Here is a 13,701-nt window from a genome sequence, read left to right as displayed (position 1 = left end):
GTTCCTCACAGTCCTGCGTGGGCAGCGATGGCGGCGGCGATGGCCAGGGCCAGTTCGCTCGGCTTGCGCTTGATCGAGTAGGTCATCAATTCCGGGTGGTTATCGACAAAGCTGGTGTTGAACTGCCCGCTGCGAAAATCCGGATTTTCGAGAATCTTCTGGTAGTAGAAGGCGGTGGTCTTCACACCCTGCACGCGCATGTCGTCCAGCGCGCGGGAACCACGGGCCAGCGCCTCTTCCCAGGTCAGCGCCCAGACGATCAACTTCAGGCACATCGAGTCGTAGTACGGCGGAATGGTGTAACCGGTGTAGATCGCCGTGTCGGTACGCACGCCCGGGCCGCCAGGCGCGTAGTAACGGGTGATCTTGCCGAAACAAGGCAGGAAGTTGTTGCGCGGATCCTCTGCGTTGATGCGGAACTGCAGGGCGAAGCCGCGATACTGGATGTCTTCCTGCTTGAACGAGAGCGGCAAGCCCGAAGCGATGCGGATCTGCTCGCGGACGATGTCGATGCCGGTGATCTCCTCGGTGATGGTGTGCTCCACCTGCACCCGAGTATTCATTTCCATGAAGTACACCTCGCCATCGGCGAGCAGGAACTCCACGGTGCCGGCATTCTCATAGCCCACCGCCTTGGCCGCACGCACCGCCAGGTCGCCGATGTAGGCGCGCTGCTCCGGAGTCAGCTGAGGGCTGGGCGCGATCTCGATGAGCTTCTGGTTGCGCCGCTGGATCGAGCAGTCGCGCTCGAACAGATGCACGGTGCTGCCGAAGGAGTCGGCCAGGATCTGCGCCTCGATGTGCTTGGGCTCAACGATGCATTTCTCGAGGAACACATCGGCCGAACCGAATGCCTTGGTCGCTTCGGAGATCACCCGTGGGTAGGCCTGGGCCAGTTCCTCGCGAGAGTTGCAGCGGCGAATGCCGCGCCCGCCCCCGCCGGAAGTCGCCTTGAGCATCACCGGGTAGCCGATGCGCTCGGCCTCGGCCAGCGCTTGCTCGACATCGGCGACGTTGCCTTCGGTGCCGGGCGTGACCGGTACACCGGCCTTGATCATGCTGCGCCGGGCTTCGGTCTTGTCGCCCATGCGGCGAATGACTTCGGCGCTTGGACCGACGAACTTGATGCCGCGCTCGGCGCAGATTTCCGCCAGCTCGGCATTCTCCGAGAGAAAGCCGTAACCCGGATGCAACGCATCGCAGCCGGTCTCGACGGCCAGGTTCACCAGCTTGCGCGGGTTCAGGTAGCCGGCCAGCGGGTCGTCACCGATGAAATACGCCTCGTCGGCGCGCTTGACGTGCAGCGCATGGCGGTCAGGCTCGGCGAATACCGCCACCGAGCGCACGCCCATTTCGGCACAGGCCCGCACGATGCGGACGGCAATTTCACCGCGGTTGGCGATCAGCAGCTTCTTGATCACGCTGTCATTCCCTCGGTCGATTAGCAGGCGGCCACCTCGTGGGGCCGTGTGGCGCTTGCACTCAATGCAAGCGTTTAAACCCTACGCCCACCGGCATGATTACCGAAAATAAATAATTGTTTGACGTTGAATAAGTAATTACTTATAGCTTGCGTTTTAGCGCGCTAGATCGCGGCCTCGGCGGGGTCAGTTGTCGTGATCGAAGGTACAAAAACAAGCAAGAGCGGCGAAATATGCGAAAAACCATGATGCGCATAACACTGCGCCAGCTTCAGCTATTCCGGGCGGTGTGCGAAAGCCGTTCGTACAGCCGAGCGGCCGAGGAGATGGCCCTGACGCAGCCAGCGGTGAGCTTGCAGATCCGCCAACTCGAAGACCTGATTGGCCAGCCGCTATTCGAATACCTGGGTAAAAAGCTCCATCTCACCCCGGCGGCCGAAGCGCTGCAGCGCGCCAGCACCGACATTTTCGGCCGCCTGGACAGTCTGGACATGCAGCTCTCGGATTTGCAGGGCTCGCTACACGGGCAGCTGAACCTTGCCGTGGAATCGAGCGCCAAGTACATCACCCCGCACCTGTTCGCCGCCTTCAAGCGGCAACATCCGGAAGTCAATCTGGAGCTGGTCGTGGTCAACCATGCGCAGGCGGTGAAGCGGTTGTCGATCAGCCGCGACGATCTGTTGATCATTTCCCAGGTCCCGACCGACATGGATCTGGAATTCCTGCCGTTTCTGAATAACCCGATCGTCGCCGTCGCGCCAGCCGATCATCCGCTGAGCCAGGCGGCCGAGCTGACCCTGCAGGACCTGACCGCCTACCCGCTGCTCGTACGCGAACCGGGATCGGGTACGCGCAAGGCAGGCGAGGACTATCTGCGCCAAAAGCGCGCGCATTTTGCCCAGACGATTCAAGTCGCCTCGCTGGATGCGCTGCGCGAAAGCGTAGTGGCTGGACTTGGCGTGGCGCTGATGCCGCGCCACGCCGTGCACCTTGAACTGACGCACGGTCTGCTACGCGAACTGCCGGTTCAGGAACTGCCGCTGTACCGCAGCTGGTGCGTGGTACACCCGAGGGCAAAGCGGCTCAGCCCGGTCGCCCAGGCTTTCCTCGCCTTCATCCGTGAAGAACGTGCGCAGATCAGCGCATTGGCGACGCGTTTTGCCGGCGTTCCGCCCCAGCCTCCAGCAACGGGCTGACCATCAGCAGATCGGGGAACTCCATCAGCTGCGCATGCAATTGGCGCTGCTCATCGTAGCTTTCAATGGCGCGACGGAAATACATGCGGCGCTCGTCCTGCAGCTTGCGGCGGGCACGGGCATCGAGGTTGACGTAGGTTTCACGGTGCTGAGACATGGGGTTCTCCCGAGAAAGGTACTGGGAGGTTCAGCATCGGAGCTATGGGTGACGCTATGAGGTCAGGTCGATGACGTTTCGAAGACGATCAATCTTCGTGCGGCTTCACCGACTTGGGTGACAGGCGCAAGCTGCGCAGGCTGCGCTTTACGCTCTTGAGGTGGTTAACCAAGCTCGGCCCGCGCGCCATGGCAACGCCCATCGCCAGCACGTCGATCACCACCAGATGGGCGATGCGCGAGGTCAGCGGCGTATAGATTTCGGTGTCTTCCTGGACATCGATGGCCAGGTTGATGGTCGCCAGCTCCGCCAGCGGCGTCTGGCTCGGGCAGAGGGTGATCAGCGTGGCGCCGGACTCGCGCACCACATTGGCGGTGATCAGCAAATCCTTGGAGCGTCCCGACTGGGAAATGCAGATAGCCACGTCGGTGGGCTTCAGCGTGACCGCCGACATCGCCTGCATATGCGGATCGGAATACGCCGCCGCGCTGAGCAGCAGGCGGAAGAATTTGTGCTGGGCATCGGTCGCGACCGCACCGGACGCGCCGAATCCGTAGAACTCCACCCGTTCGGCCTTGGCCATGGCGGCCACGGCACGCTCCAGCGCGTCGGAGTCGAGGCGTTCGCGCACGTCCATCAGGGTATGCAGGGTGGTGTCGAAAATCTTCAGCGCGAAGTCGGTGACCGAATCGTTCTCGCTGATGGCGAACTGGCCGAAGCTGGCGCCAGCGGCGAGACTCTGCGCCAGTTTGAGCTTGAGATCCTGAAAGCCGAGGCAACCGATGGCGCGACAGAAGCGCACGATGGTCGGCTCGCTGACGCCCACTGCATGAGCCAGATCCGCCATGGAGCTGTGCATCACCGCAGCCGGATCGAGCAGTACATGGTCGGCCACCTTGAGCTCCGACTTGCGCAGCGAACTTCTCGATTGGGCGATGTGTTGCAGCAGGTTCACGTTCCGGACTCGCTATGATCAATACCGGACAAGGAAGGTCAAACGCAACGATGCGCTCGCAGCTACCTTGCCGGCTGGCTGTAGTGGGCTTGTAGTTATACTACAAGGCCTGCAGCATCGCCCACCTATTGAGTTCACCTTCTAGCTAGGAGCGACGCTGTGTCCATTTCCTGCGACATGCTGGTATTTGGCGGTACCGGCGATCTGGCGCTACACAAACTCATCCCTGCGCTTTACCACCTGCACCGTGAGCGGCGACTGCACGATGACGTGCGCATCCTTGCCATCGCTCGCCAGGAGATCGACCGCGACGCCTTCCTGACCCTGGCCGAGCGCCATTGCCGCGCGGGAATCGCGCGTGCCGATTTCGAGGTCGACATCTGGCAAGCGTTCAGTCGACGCCTCGATTACTTCGCCATGGATGCCTCCCAGCGTGGCGAATTCCTCGGTCTTGCGCATCACCTCGGCCCATCCGAAGGACGCGTGCGGGTGCATTACCTGGCGACCGCGCCGAGGCTGTTCGTGCCCATCGCATCCAATCTCGAAAGCGCCGGACTGGCCGGCGAAGACGCGCGCATCGTGCTGGAGAAACCCATCGGCCACTCCCTGGATTCGGCGCTCGAGATCAACGAAGCGATCGGCGCGGTCTTCCCCGAGTCGCGGATCTACCGGATCGATCACTACTTGGGCAAGGAGACGGTGCAGAACCTCATGGCACTGCGTTTCGCCAACGCCCTGTTCGAGCCGATCTGGCGCAGCGGTCATATCGACCATGTGCAGATCACCGTGGCCGAAACCCTCGGCGTCGAGAATCGCGGCAGCTATTACGACCACGCCGGCGCTATGCGCGACATGCTGCAGAACCATCTGCTGCAGCTGCTCTGCCTGGTGGCAATGGAGGCGCCGGTGCGTTTCGACGCCAAATCGATACGCGGCGAGAAGGTCAAGATCCTGGAGGCGCTCAAACCCATCACCGGCAACGACGTGCAGGACAAGACCGTGCGCGGCCAGTACAGCGCCGGGCGTATCGGCGGCCACGATGTGCAGGCCTACTACTTCGAACAGGATGTCGATAACGACAGCGATACCGAAACCTTCGTCGCGGTAAAGGCCGAGATCAACAACTGGCGCTGGGCCGGCGTGCCCTTCTACCTGCGCACCGGCAAACGCATGGCTCGCAAGCGCTCGGAAATCATCGTCACCTTCAAGCAGGTGCCACACATGCTGTTCACCAAAGGCGAGGTCAACCGCCTGGTGATCAGCCTGCAACCCGAAGAAAGCATCAGCCTGCAACTGATGGCCAAGGCACCCGGCAAAGGCATGCAGCTGGAGCCGGTGGAACTGGATCTGAACCTGGCCAACGCCTTCAGCAGCACGCGTCGCTGGGAGGCGTACGAGCGTCTGCTGCTGGATGTGATCGAAGGCGATTCGACGCTGTTCATGCGCCGTGATGAGGTGGAAGCGGCGTGGAACTGGGTCGATCCGATCCTGCGCGGCTGGCAGAACCATTACCGCAAACCGAGGCCATATCCGGCCGGCACCGATGGCCCGGAGCAGGCCCGTCAGCTGATCGAGCATCAAGGTCGGCAATGGTGGCGCTGAGCTGCCGAACGGCGCGATTTTCGACACACCGATGTTCATTTCAGCCATTGGGACAGAGCGGTTCGCACAAGTAATGGCAACTAACGCATCAGGCGCTCGAGAACTAAGGATTAAGTTCGTATTCATCGCCGCTCAGTCGGGCGACCACAAAAAATTCATCAATGCGATGAAGTCGCCATCTTCCTGGAAACGGATCGCCGATATCCAGCAACGATATCGGCGGCTCGACCCTTAGTTCTGCCACCTCATTTTCCCTAGTTGCCAGCGCAAGCTCGGTTAATTCAACCGCCGTGAAAAGCGGCCGCGATCCGTTGCCGGATCCGCACAACCGGAATCCGCCTCAAGCCCCGCCCCATGAGGGTTTCACCGGAGCCTTCGACGGCGGCGCATGGTCTCTGAATACAGTCGTAATCCAGGCCTCTGAATCGGCCTATTTCTTCGCGGCTGGTCCCGCCAATATCCAGCAAGATATTCAACTCGGATCAAAGCGAATTCCAAGCTGCCACCGGCTAATTCAACTTTCGCGATAAAACACGAACTTCGGAGATATCAGCGGCGATCCGCTACCCATGATCGGCGACTTGGGTTGAGATTAATTTTTTGATGTGTTTATTCTAATAAAGGATTTCAATCAGCAACCCCAAAGGTCTTGTTTTGAGTGTTCCTACCGTAACGCTCCGTCGCCCCACCGACGGCGACGGTTATCCCCTCCATGAGCTGGTAGCGCGCTGCCAACCTCTGGACACCAATTCGGTGTACTGCAACCTGCTGCAATGCTCCGATTTCGCCGATACCTCCATTGCCGCCGCCGATGCGGATGGCCGATTGGTAGGTTTCATTTCTGGTTACCGCCCGCCTTCCCGCCCGGACACATTGTTCGTCTGGCAGGTCGCGGTTGACGCGTCGATGCGCGGCCAAGGTCTGGCTCTGCGCATGCTGATGGCCCTGATCGCACGGGTCGCCAGAGAACAGGACGTGCGCTATCTGGAAACCACCATCTCGCCGGACAACGGGGCATCACGGGCGCTGTTCAAAAAGGCTTTCGCCAAGCTCGGAGCCGACTACAGCACCCGCACCTTGTTCGCCCGCGCTGAACATTTCGCCGGCAAGCACGAAGATGAAGTGCTCTACCGCGCCGGTCCGTTCGCCGCACCCCATTCAGAAGAAGAATTAGAGGAAAACGCATGAAAACTTTCGAACTGCACGAATCCGGCGTTCGCAGCTACTGCCGATCCTTTCCCGTGGTCTTCAAACAGGCGCGTGGCGCCGAGCTGATCACCCGCGACGGCAAGTCCTACATCGACTTTCTCGCGGGTGCCGGCACGCTCAACTACGGCCACAACCATCCGGTGCTCAAGCAGGCGCTGCTCGACTACATCAGCGACGACGGCATCACTCATGGCCTGGACATGTACTCCGATGCCAAGGAGCGTTTCCTCGAGACCTTCAGTCGCCTGATTCTCAAGCCGCGCAACATGGACTACGTCATGCAGTTCACCGGACCGACCGGTACTAACGCAGTTGAAGCCGCGTTGAAGCTGGCGCGCAAGGTGACCGGTCGTAACAACGTCATCAGCTTCACCAATGGCTTCCACGGCTGCAGCATCGGCGCCCTGGCGGCGACCGGCAACAAGCATCACCGCGGCGCCGCTGGCGTACCGCTGACCGACGTCAGCCGCATGCCTTACGCCAATTACTTCGGCGACAAGGTCAACACCATCGGCATGATGGACAAGCTGCTCACCGACCCGTCCAGCGGCATCGACAAGCCCGCCGCGGTGATCGTCGAAGTGGTACAGGGTGAAGGCGGTCTGAACGCCGCGTCCGCCGAATGGGTGCGCAAGCTGGAAAAACTCTGCCGCAAGCACGAGATGCTGCTGATCATCGACGATATCCAGGCTGGCTGCGGCCGCACCGGCAGCTTCTTCAGCTTCGAAGAAATGGGCATCAAGCCGGACATGATCACCCTCTCCAAGTCACTGTCGGGCTTCGGCCTGCCGTTCGCCATGGTGCTGCTGCGCAAGGAGCTGGACCAGTGGAACCCCGGCGAGCACAACGGCACTTTCCGCGGCAACAACCACGCCTTCGTCACCGCAGCCGCCGCCCTGGAACATTTCTGGCAGGACGACGAGTTCGCTAAAAGTGTTCAGGCCAAGGGCAAGCGCATCGCCGATGGCATGCACAAGATCGTCCGCCGCTATGGCCCGGATTCGCTGTTCGTCAAAGGCCGCGGAATGATGATCGGCATCAGCTGCCCGGATGGCGACACCGCCGCCGCGGTCTGCCGCCATGCCTTCGAGAACGGTCTGGTGATCGAGACCAGCGGCGCCCACAGCGAAGTGGTCAAGTGCCTCTGCCCGCTGGTGATCAGCGAAGAGCAGATCGACAAGGCCATGAGCATTCTGGACAAGGCTTTTGCCGCCGTGATGTCCGACCAGGACACCAATCAAGCTGCTTCTTGAGGATTGAAAAAATGATCGTACGTACTCTTGCCGAATGCGAGCAGTCCAACCGCAAAATTGTCACCGAAACCTGGGACAGCACCCGCATGCTGCTCAAGGACGACAAGATGGGCTTCTCCTTTCACATCACCACCATCTTCGCCAACACCGAGACGCACATTCACTACCAGAACCATCTGGAATCGGTGTACTGCATCAGCGGCAACGGCGAGATCGAGACCGTTGCCGACGGCAAGATCTACAAGATCGAGGCCGGCACCTTGTACATCCTCGACAAGCACGACGAGCACCTGCTGCGCGGCGGCAGCGAGGACATGAAGATGGCCTGCGTCTTCAACCCGCCGCTTAACGGCAAGGAAGTTCATGACGACAGCGGTGTCTATCCGCTGGAGGCCGAAACCGTCGTCTAACGTGAACCGTAGTACGGGTGCACTCGCCAGCACGGAGTTTCCCGCCGGCATTGATTGGCGGCTGCACCCGCCCTACGACTGCGCCGCATTGTCCACCGCAATTTACCGCGACCATAACAAGTAATCGCGGAACGAAGGAGGAAGACATGAGCACCTCGCAAGCTGACCTGTATCCCTCGCGCCAGGAGGATCAGCCCAGCTGGCAAGAACGGCTGGACCCGGTCGTCTACCGTAACGACATGGCCAATGCGCCGGTCCCGGCCGAGTTGATCGAACGCTTCGAGCGTGACGGTTATCTGGTCATCCCCAATCTCTTCAGCGCCGAGGAAGTCGCGTTTTTCCGCGACGAACTCGAGCGCATGCGCCAGGATCCGGCCGTTGCCGAATCCGGCAAGACCATCAAGGAACCCGACAGCGGTGCGATCCGCTCGGTGTTCGCCATTCATAAAGACAACGCGCTGTTTGCCCGAATCGCTGCCGACGAGCGGACCGCCGGGATCGCCCGCTTCATTCTCGGCGGCAACATCTATGTCCACCAGTCGCGGATGAACTTCAAGCCCGGCTTCACCGGCAAGGAGTTCTACTGGCATTCGGATTTCGAAACCTGGCACACCGAGGACGGCCTGCCGCGCATGCGCACCCTCAGCTGCTCGATCCTGCTGACCGACAACGAGCCGCATAACGGCCCGCTGATGCTGGTCCCCGGTTCGCACAAGCACTTCGTCCGCTGCGTGGGCACGACGCCGGAAAACCACTACGAAAAGTCCCTGCGCAAGCAGGAGTTCGGCGTACCGGATCACGACAGCCTCACCCGGCTGGCCGAGCAGCATGGCATCGACACCGCCACCGGCCCGGCGGGCAGTGCGCTGTTCTTCGACTGCAACACCATGCACGGTTCGAACAGCAACATCACACCCAGCGCGCGCAGCAATCTGTTCTATGTCTACAACCATGTGGATAATGCTGCCCAGGCGCCGTTCTGCGGGCTTGCACCACGCCCCGACTTCGTTGCCGAGCGTGAGGATTTCACGCCGCTGCAGATCCAGCCACAACGCTATCTCTGACCTTTATGAACCATTCCCGTCAGCACGGGGATGGTTTCCGCTTGGCCTGCAAAGCCGGCCCAGGGATGAAAATTCACCCCAAGACGGGACGTTGAATCGATGCATACCGTAGAAAAGATCGGCGGCACCTCCATGAGCCGCTTCGACGAGCTACTCGACAACATTTTTATTGGCCAGCGTGAAGGCACCCAGCTGTACCAGCGGGTCTTCGTCGTTTCGGCCTACAGCGGCATGACCAATCTGTTGCTGGAGCATAAGAAAACCGGCGAGCCGGGCGTCTACCAGCGCTTCGCCGACGCTCAGAATGAAGGCGCCTGGCTCGATGCGCTACAGAGCGTTCGCCAGCGCATGCTGGAGAAGAACGCCGAGCTGTTCCTCGGCGACTTCGAGCGCCACGCCGCCGACCAGTTCATCAACTCGCGCATCGACGATGCCCGCGAATGCATGAGCAGCCTGCAGCGTCTGTGCGCTTACGGCCACTTCCAACTCGGCGAACACCTGATGAAAGTGCGCGAAATGCTCGCCTCGCTGGGCGAAGCGCACAGCGCCTTCAACGCCGTGCTGGCACTCAAGCACCGCGGCATCAACGGGCGCATGGTCGACCTGACCGGCTGGCACTGCGACTCGCCGTTGCCCTTCGAGGAGATGGTGCGCGAGAGCTTCGAAGGCGTCGACCTGAGCCGCGAGCTGGTCATCGCCACCGGCTACACCCATTGCAGCGAAGGCCTGATGAACACCTTCGACCGCGGCTACAGCGAGATCACCTTCGCCCAGATCGCCGCCGCCACCGGCGCGCGCGAGGCGATCATCCACAAGGAATTCCACCTCTCTTCCGCCGACCCGAACCTTGTCGGCGCCGACAAGGTGGTGACCATCGGCCGCACCAACTATGACGTGGCTGACCAGCTGTCCAATCTCGGCATGGAGGCGATCCATCCGCGCGCCGCCAAGACCCTGCGCCGCGCCGGCATCGAGCTGCGCATCAAGAATGCCTTCGAGCCGCAGCACGCCGGCACGCTGATCAGCCAGGACTATAAGAGCGAGCGGCCCTGCGTCGAGATCATCGCCGGACGCAAGGACGTCTTCGGCATCGAGGTGTTCGATCAGGACATGCTCGGCGACGTGGCCTACGACATCGAGATCACCAAGCTGCTCAAGCAGCTCAAGCTCTACGTCGTCAACAAGGACTCGGACGCCAACAGCATCACCTACTACGCCTCCGGCTCGCGCAAGCTGATCAATCGCGCGGCCAACCTGATCGAGGAGCGCTATCCGGCGGCGGAAGTCACGGTGCACAACGTCGCCATCGTCTCGGCCATCGGTTCGGATCTCAAAGTCAAAGGCATCCTCGCCAAGACCGTTGCGGCGCTGGCCGGTGCCGGCATCAGCATCCAGGCGATCCACCAGTCGATTCGCCAGGTGGAGATGCAGTGCGTGGTCAACGAGGAGGATTACGACGCCGCCATCGCCGCCCTGCACCGCGCGCTGATCGAGCCGGAAAACCACGGTGACGTGATAGCTGCGGCGTAAGCTTCTTCGCTATACGGCAGCGCCCGAACCGCCGGACCCGGCTCGCGCTAGGCCCGGCGGTTTGCCGTCTGCCATTCGCTGACCGCATCGGGCATTCGGCGTCGCCGATACCAGGCGGCAAAGAACACGATGGCCAGCAGCAGCTCGGCGAAGTCACCGCCGTAATACATCAATTGCGCGGCTGCTTCGATTTCTGCCAGGTCGTGGCCTGCATTCCGTGGAAAACCGTAGGCATACATCAGCTTGCCGAGCACGGCGTGAGCGGCCGTGGCGACGAACAGTACCGCCAGCCGCACCCGCATGCCTGGCCGATATGGCGCGGGATCAGACCCGGCGATCGACCAGCTGAAGAGGTAACCAGCCAGCACGAAATGCACATGCAACCACAGGTGCAACAGCGGCTCGCTGAAGCTCAGCCGGTAGAGCGGTGTGAGATACAACAGATAGAGCGCACCAATATCCAATAGCAGCGCGGCAATCGGATGAGTCAGGCAGCGCACCGGTCGGGTACTGGCAATCTCCATGATGCGCCGCGCAGTCGTCGCCGGCACGCTACGCAGCAGCAATGTACCCGGCGCACCGAGCATCAGCGCGATAGGCGCGAACATCCCAAGCAGCAGGTGCTGCGACATGTGCCCGCGCAGGTCGGCATGACCCCACTCGAGCATAGGCGGCGAAAGTGCGAAGACCAGCAAAACACAGCCGAACGTGAAGCTGACCAGCCGCGAGCAACTCCAGACCTTGCGGCGCCTGCGCTGGCGATACACACCGAGCACATAGGCGAACCACAGGTTCAGCGTCAGCATCACCAGTACGAAGGCACCCGCCAGTGTCAGTAGATGGGCGTCGTGCGCCATCGGCTAGGCGCCCGGCCTGCGAGTCGGTCGGCTGGCGCCGGCGCGTCGCCAGATCACCACGCCAATCACCAATAACAAAATGCCAAAGCCATTCCAGGCTAGATCGTACGGCAAGAGATTGTCGACATACCGCACCTGATGCAGACGCAGCAGCTTGTGATCGACGATGCCATCGAACAGCTGGAAGCCGCCTGCGCCAAAGAACAAACCGGCCCAGGCATGTAGGCGCGAGACAGCTCGTTCGCGGCTCAGCTTGACGAACAGATAGAACCCGGCCGCTAGCATCAGCAGCTCGGCTGCATGTAACAAACCATCGGACAGAAGCGAGATGGCAGGCGTCGAGCGATCGAAGAAGTGGTGCCAGGCGAGGATCTGATGAAAGACGATCTCATCGACCGCTGCCATCAGGCCGATCCCGAGAAAGATCGTTGCGATCAGGCTGCCCCTGGCATCGACAGGCTTGGCACTCACGATGGCCTCCGAATGTGGGCGGTTTGGCTCGTATCGGAACGTGTGGTAGTCGACCCAAGCCCTGTTTATGAGTGACTGAGGTTCGGCGGCTGAGTTCGCCACGTTCTTGATCTGGCTCAGTGAAAGCACCGAGCAACACCTTAGAATCCGCACGTTTTATCGGTATAGAGTCACCCCACCATGCCCCGCTCGCACCCTGAACTGCTATCGCCCGCCGGCACCCTGAAATCTATGCGCTACGCCTTGGCCTACGGCGCCGACGCTGTGTATGCCGGTCAGCCGCGCTACAGCCTGCGGGTACGCAACAACGAGTTCGACCATGCCAACCTCAAGCTCGGCATCGACGAGGCGCACGCGCTGGGCAAGCAGTTCTACGTGGTGGTCAACATCGCCCCGCACAACGCCAAGCTGAAGACCTTCATCAGGGACCTGGAGCCGGTGGTGGCGATGGGGCCGGACGCGCTGATCATGTCCGATCCCGGCCTGATCATGCTGGTTCGCCAGCATTTCCCCGAGATGATCATTCATTTGTCGGTGCAGGCCAACGCGGTGAACTGGGCCACGGTGAAGTTCTGGCACCAGCAGGGCGTGAGCCGGGTGATCCTCTCGCGCGAGCTGTCGCTGGAGGAGATCGGCGAGATTCGCGAGCAGGTGCCGGGCATGGAGCTGGAGGTGTTCGTCCACGGCGCGCTGTGCATGGCCTATTCCGGCCGCTGCCTGCTCTCGGGCTACATCAACAAGCGCGACCCCAACCAGGGCAGCTGCACCAACGCTTGCCGCTGGGAATACAAGACTCACGAGGCGAAAGAAAACGAACTCGGCGAAGTAGTGCACCAGTACGAGCCGATCGCCGTGCAGCGCGCCGAACCAACCCTCGGCGTGGGCAAGCCCACCGACGAGCTGTTCCTGCTGGAGGATTCCAGCCGCCCCGGCGAGTTCATGGAAGTCAGCGAGGACGAACACGGCACCTACATCATGAACTCCAAGGACCTGCGCGCCGTGCAGCATGTCGAGCGCCTAGTACGGATGGGCGTGCGTTCGCTGAAGATCGAGGGCCGTACCAAGAGCCATTACTACGTCTCGCGTACCGCCCAGGTCTACCGCAAGGCCATCGACGATACGCTGGCGGGCAAGCCGTTCGACAAGTCGCTGATGGACACCCTCGAATCCCTCGCCCACCGCGGCTACACCGAAGGCTTCCTACGCCGCCACGTGCATGACGAATACCAGAACTACGAACGCGGCTTCTCGCTCTCCGAACGCCAGCAGTTCGTCGGCGAACTGACCGGCGAACTCCGCAACGGCCTGGCCGAAGTGAAGGTGAAGAACCGCTTCGCCGTCGGCGATAAGCTGGAACTGATGACACCACAAGGCAACCTCAACCTGCGCCTGGAAGCACTGGAGAACAAGCGCGGCGAAGCCATCAAGGTCGCTCCCGGCGATGGCCACACCGTCTATCTGCCAGTGCCGGAAGATATAGATCTGCGATATGGGCTATTGATGCGTGAGTTGCAGGGTGGGACGACGAGAGGGTGAGCCAGCGCGGAGTTGGAGGGCGAAGTTTCCGCAGGCGGAC

Annotated in this window: 13 protein-coding genes; 8 read left to right on the top strand and 5 right to left on the bottom strand. The window is 61.3% G+C overall.

Annotated elements, in window-relative coordinates; genetic code table 11:
- Positions 1-5 precede the first annotated feature (5 nt).
- A complete protein-coding gene (locus GYM54_RS15230; RefSeq protein WP_131649401.1) occupies positions 6-1,421 on the bottom strand; it encodes an acetyl-CoA carboxylase biotin carboxylase subunit in 1,416 nt (471 codons plus the stop codon).
- A 248-nt stretch (positions 1,422-1,669) separates the two neighbouring features.
- Here GYM54_RS15230 and GYM54_RS15225 point away from each other — a divergent pair, with 248 nt between their 5' ends.
- Entirely contained in the window at positions 1,670-2,617 is a 948-nt protein-coding gene (locus GYM54_RS15225) for a LysR family transcriptional regulator (RefSeq protein ID WP_165914223.1), read from the top strand.
- On the opposite strand, the gene GYM54_RS15220 is transcribed toward GYM54_RS15225, so the two are convergent.
- Complete coding sequence (locus tag GYM54_RS15220; RefSeq protein ID WP_131649399.1) at positions 2,559-2,774, bottom strand: PA3496 family putative envelope integrity protein; 216 nt, start codon at positions 2,772-2,774, stop codon at positions 2,559-2,561. The genes GYM54_RS15225 and GYM54_RS15220 overlap by 59 nt on opposite strands.
- An 88-nt stretch (positions 2,775-2,862) precedes the next feature.
- Positions 2,863-3,729: a transcriptional regulator HexR gene (gene hexR / locus GYM54_RS15215; protein WP_131649398.1), complete on the bottom strand. Its 867-nt coding sequence runs from the start codon at positions 3,727-3,729 to the stop codon at positions 2,863-2,865.
- A gap of 177 nt (positions 3,730-3,906) precedes the next feature.
- On the opposite strand from hexR, the gene zwf reads away from it, so the two are divergent.
- The 6 genes from zwf (at position 3,907) to GYM54_RS15185 (ending at position 10,797) form a co-directional block, all read left to right on the top strand.
- A complete protein-coding gene (gene zwf, locus GYM54_RS15210) occupies positions 3,907-5,331 on the top strand; it encodes a glucose-6-phosphate dehydrogenase (protein ID WP_374105197.1) in 1,425 nt (474 codons plus the stop codon).
- A gap of 654 nt (positions 5,332-5,985) precedes the next feature.
- Entirely contained in the window at positions 5,986-6,519 is a 534-nt protein-coding gene (ectA, locus tag GYM54_RS15205; protein ID WP_197444857.1) for a diaminobutyrate acetyltransferase, read from the top strand.
- On the top strand, positions 6,516-7,793 hold the full coding sequence (gene ectB / locus GYM54_RS15200; RefSeq protein WP_197444856.1) for a diaminobutyrate--2-oxoglutarate transaminase: 1,278 nt from the start codon (positions 6,516-6,518) through the stop codon (positions 7,791-7,793). The genes ectA and ectB overlap by 4 nt, the downstream gene beginning before the upstream one ends.
- A gap of 11 nt (positions 7,794-7,804) precedes the next feature.
- Positions 7,805-8,203, top strand: coding sequence for an ectoine synthase (locus GYM54_RS15195; protein ID WP_181099384.1), 399 nt, complete (start codon positions 7,805-7,807; stop codon positions 8,201-8,203).
- 146 nt (positions 8,204-8,349) lie between these two features.
- Positions 8,350-9,267, top strand: a complete 918-nt coding sequence (gene thpD / locus GYM54_RS15190; protein ID WP_197444855.1) for an ectoine hydroxylase — start codon at positions 8,350-8,352, stop codon at positions 9,265-9,267.
- Between the two features lie 99 nt (positions 9,268-9,366).
- Positions 9,367-10,797: an aspartate kinase gene (locus GYM54_RS15185; RefSeq protein ID WP_131649392.1), complete on the top strand. Its 1,431-nt coding sequence runs from the start codon at positions 9,367-9,369 to the stop codon at positions 10,795-10,797.
- A gap of 47 nt (positions 10,798-10,844) precedes the next feature.
- Here the strand turns inward: GYM54_RS15185 and GYM54_RS15180 are convergent, their stop codons facing one another.
- Both GYM54_RS15180 and GYM54_RS15175 read right to left on the bottom strand, forming a co-directional pair.
- Positions 10,845-11,654: a cytochrome c oxidase assembly protein gene (locus tag GYM54_RS15180; protein ID WP_197444854.1), complete on the bottom strand. Its 810-nt coding sequence runs from the start codon at positions 11,652-11,654 to the stop codon at positions 10,845-10,847.
- A gap of 3 nt (positions 11,655-11,657) precedes the next feature.
- Positions 11,658-12,125, bottom strand: coding sequence for a DUF2243 domain-containing protein (locus GYM54_RS15175; RefSeq protein WP_197444853.1), 468 nt, complete (start codon positions 12,123-12,125; stop codon positions 11,658-11,660).
- 180 nt (positions 12,126-12,305) lie between these two features.
- Here GYM54_RS15175 and yegQ point away from each other — a divergent pair, with 180 nt between their 5' ends.
- Positions 12,306-13,661, top strand: a complete 1,356-nt coding sequence (gene yegQ, locus GYM54_RS15170) for a tRNA 5-hydroxyuridine modification protein YegQ (RefSeq protein WP_197444852.1) — start codon at positions 12,306-12,308, stop codon at positions 13,659-13,661.
- Positions 13,662-13,701: the final 40 nt, after the last annotated feature.

It is taken from the genome of Pseudomonas sp. MTM4, from assembly GCF_019355055.1.
Lineage (GTDB): Bacteria > Pseudomonadota > Gammaproteobacteria > Pseudomonadales > Pseudomonadaceae > Stutzerimonas.
The sequence above is the reverse complement of the archived record's forward strand: the minus strand, read 5'-3'. Positions and strand labels throughout refer to the sequence as shown.

Excerpts from the sequence above, each read along its gene's own strand:
- GYM54_RS15225 (WP_165914223.1), top strand. The coding sequence starts at position 1,670 with ATGCGCATAACACTGCGCCAGCTTCAGCTATTCCGGGCGGTGTGCGAA.
- GYM54_RS15220 (WP_131649399.1), bottom strand. The coding sequence starts at position 2,774 with ATGTCTCAGCACCGTGAAACCTACGTCAACCTCGATGCCCGTGCCCGC.
- zwf (WP_374105197.1), top strand. The coding sequence starts at position 3,907 with ATGCTGGTATTTGGCGGTACCGGCGATCTGGCGCTACACAAACTCATC.
- ectB (WP_197444856.1), top strand. The coding sequence starts at position 6,516 with ATGAAAACTTTCGAACTGCACGAATCCGGCGTTCGCAGCTACTGCCGA.
- GYM54_RS15195 (WP_181099384.1), top strand. The coding sequence starts at position 7,805 with ATGATCGTACGTACTCTTGCCGAATGCGAGCAGTCCAACCGCAAAATT.
- thpD (WP_197444855.1), top strand. The coding sequence starts at position 8,350 with ATGAGCACCTCGCAAGCTGACCTGTATCCCTCGCGCCAGGAGGATCAG.
- GYM54_RS15185 (WP_131649392.1), top strand. The coding sequence starts at position 9,367 with ATGCATACCGTAGAAAAGATCGGCGGCACCTCCATGAGCCGCTTCGAC.
- GYM54_RS15180 (WP_197444854.1), bottom strand. The coding sequence starts at position 11,654 with ATGGCGCACGACGCCCATCTACTGACACTGGCGGGTGCCTTCGTACTG.
- yegQ (WP_197444852.1), top strand. The coding sequence starts at position 12,306 with ATGCCCCGCTCGCACCCTGAACTGCTATCGCCCGCCGGCACCCTGAAA.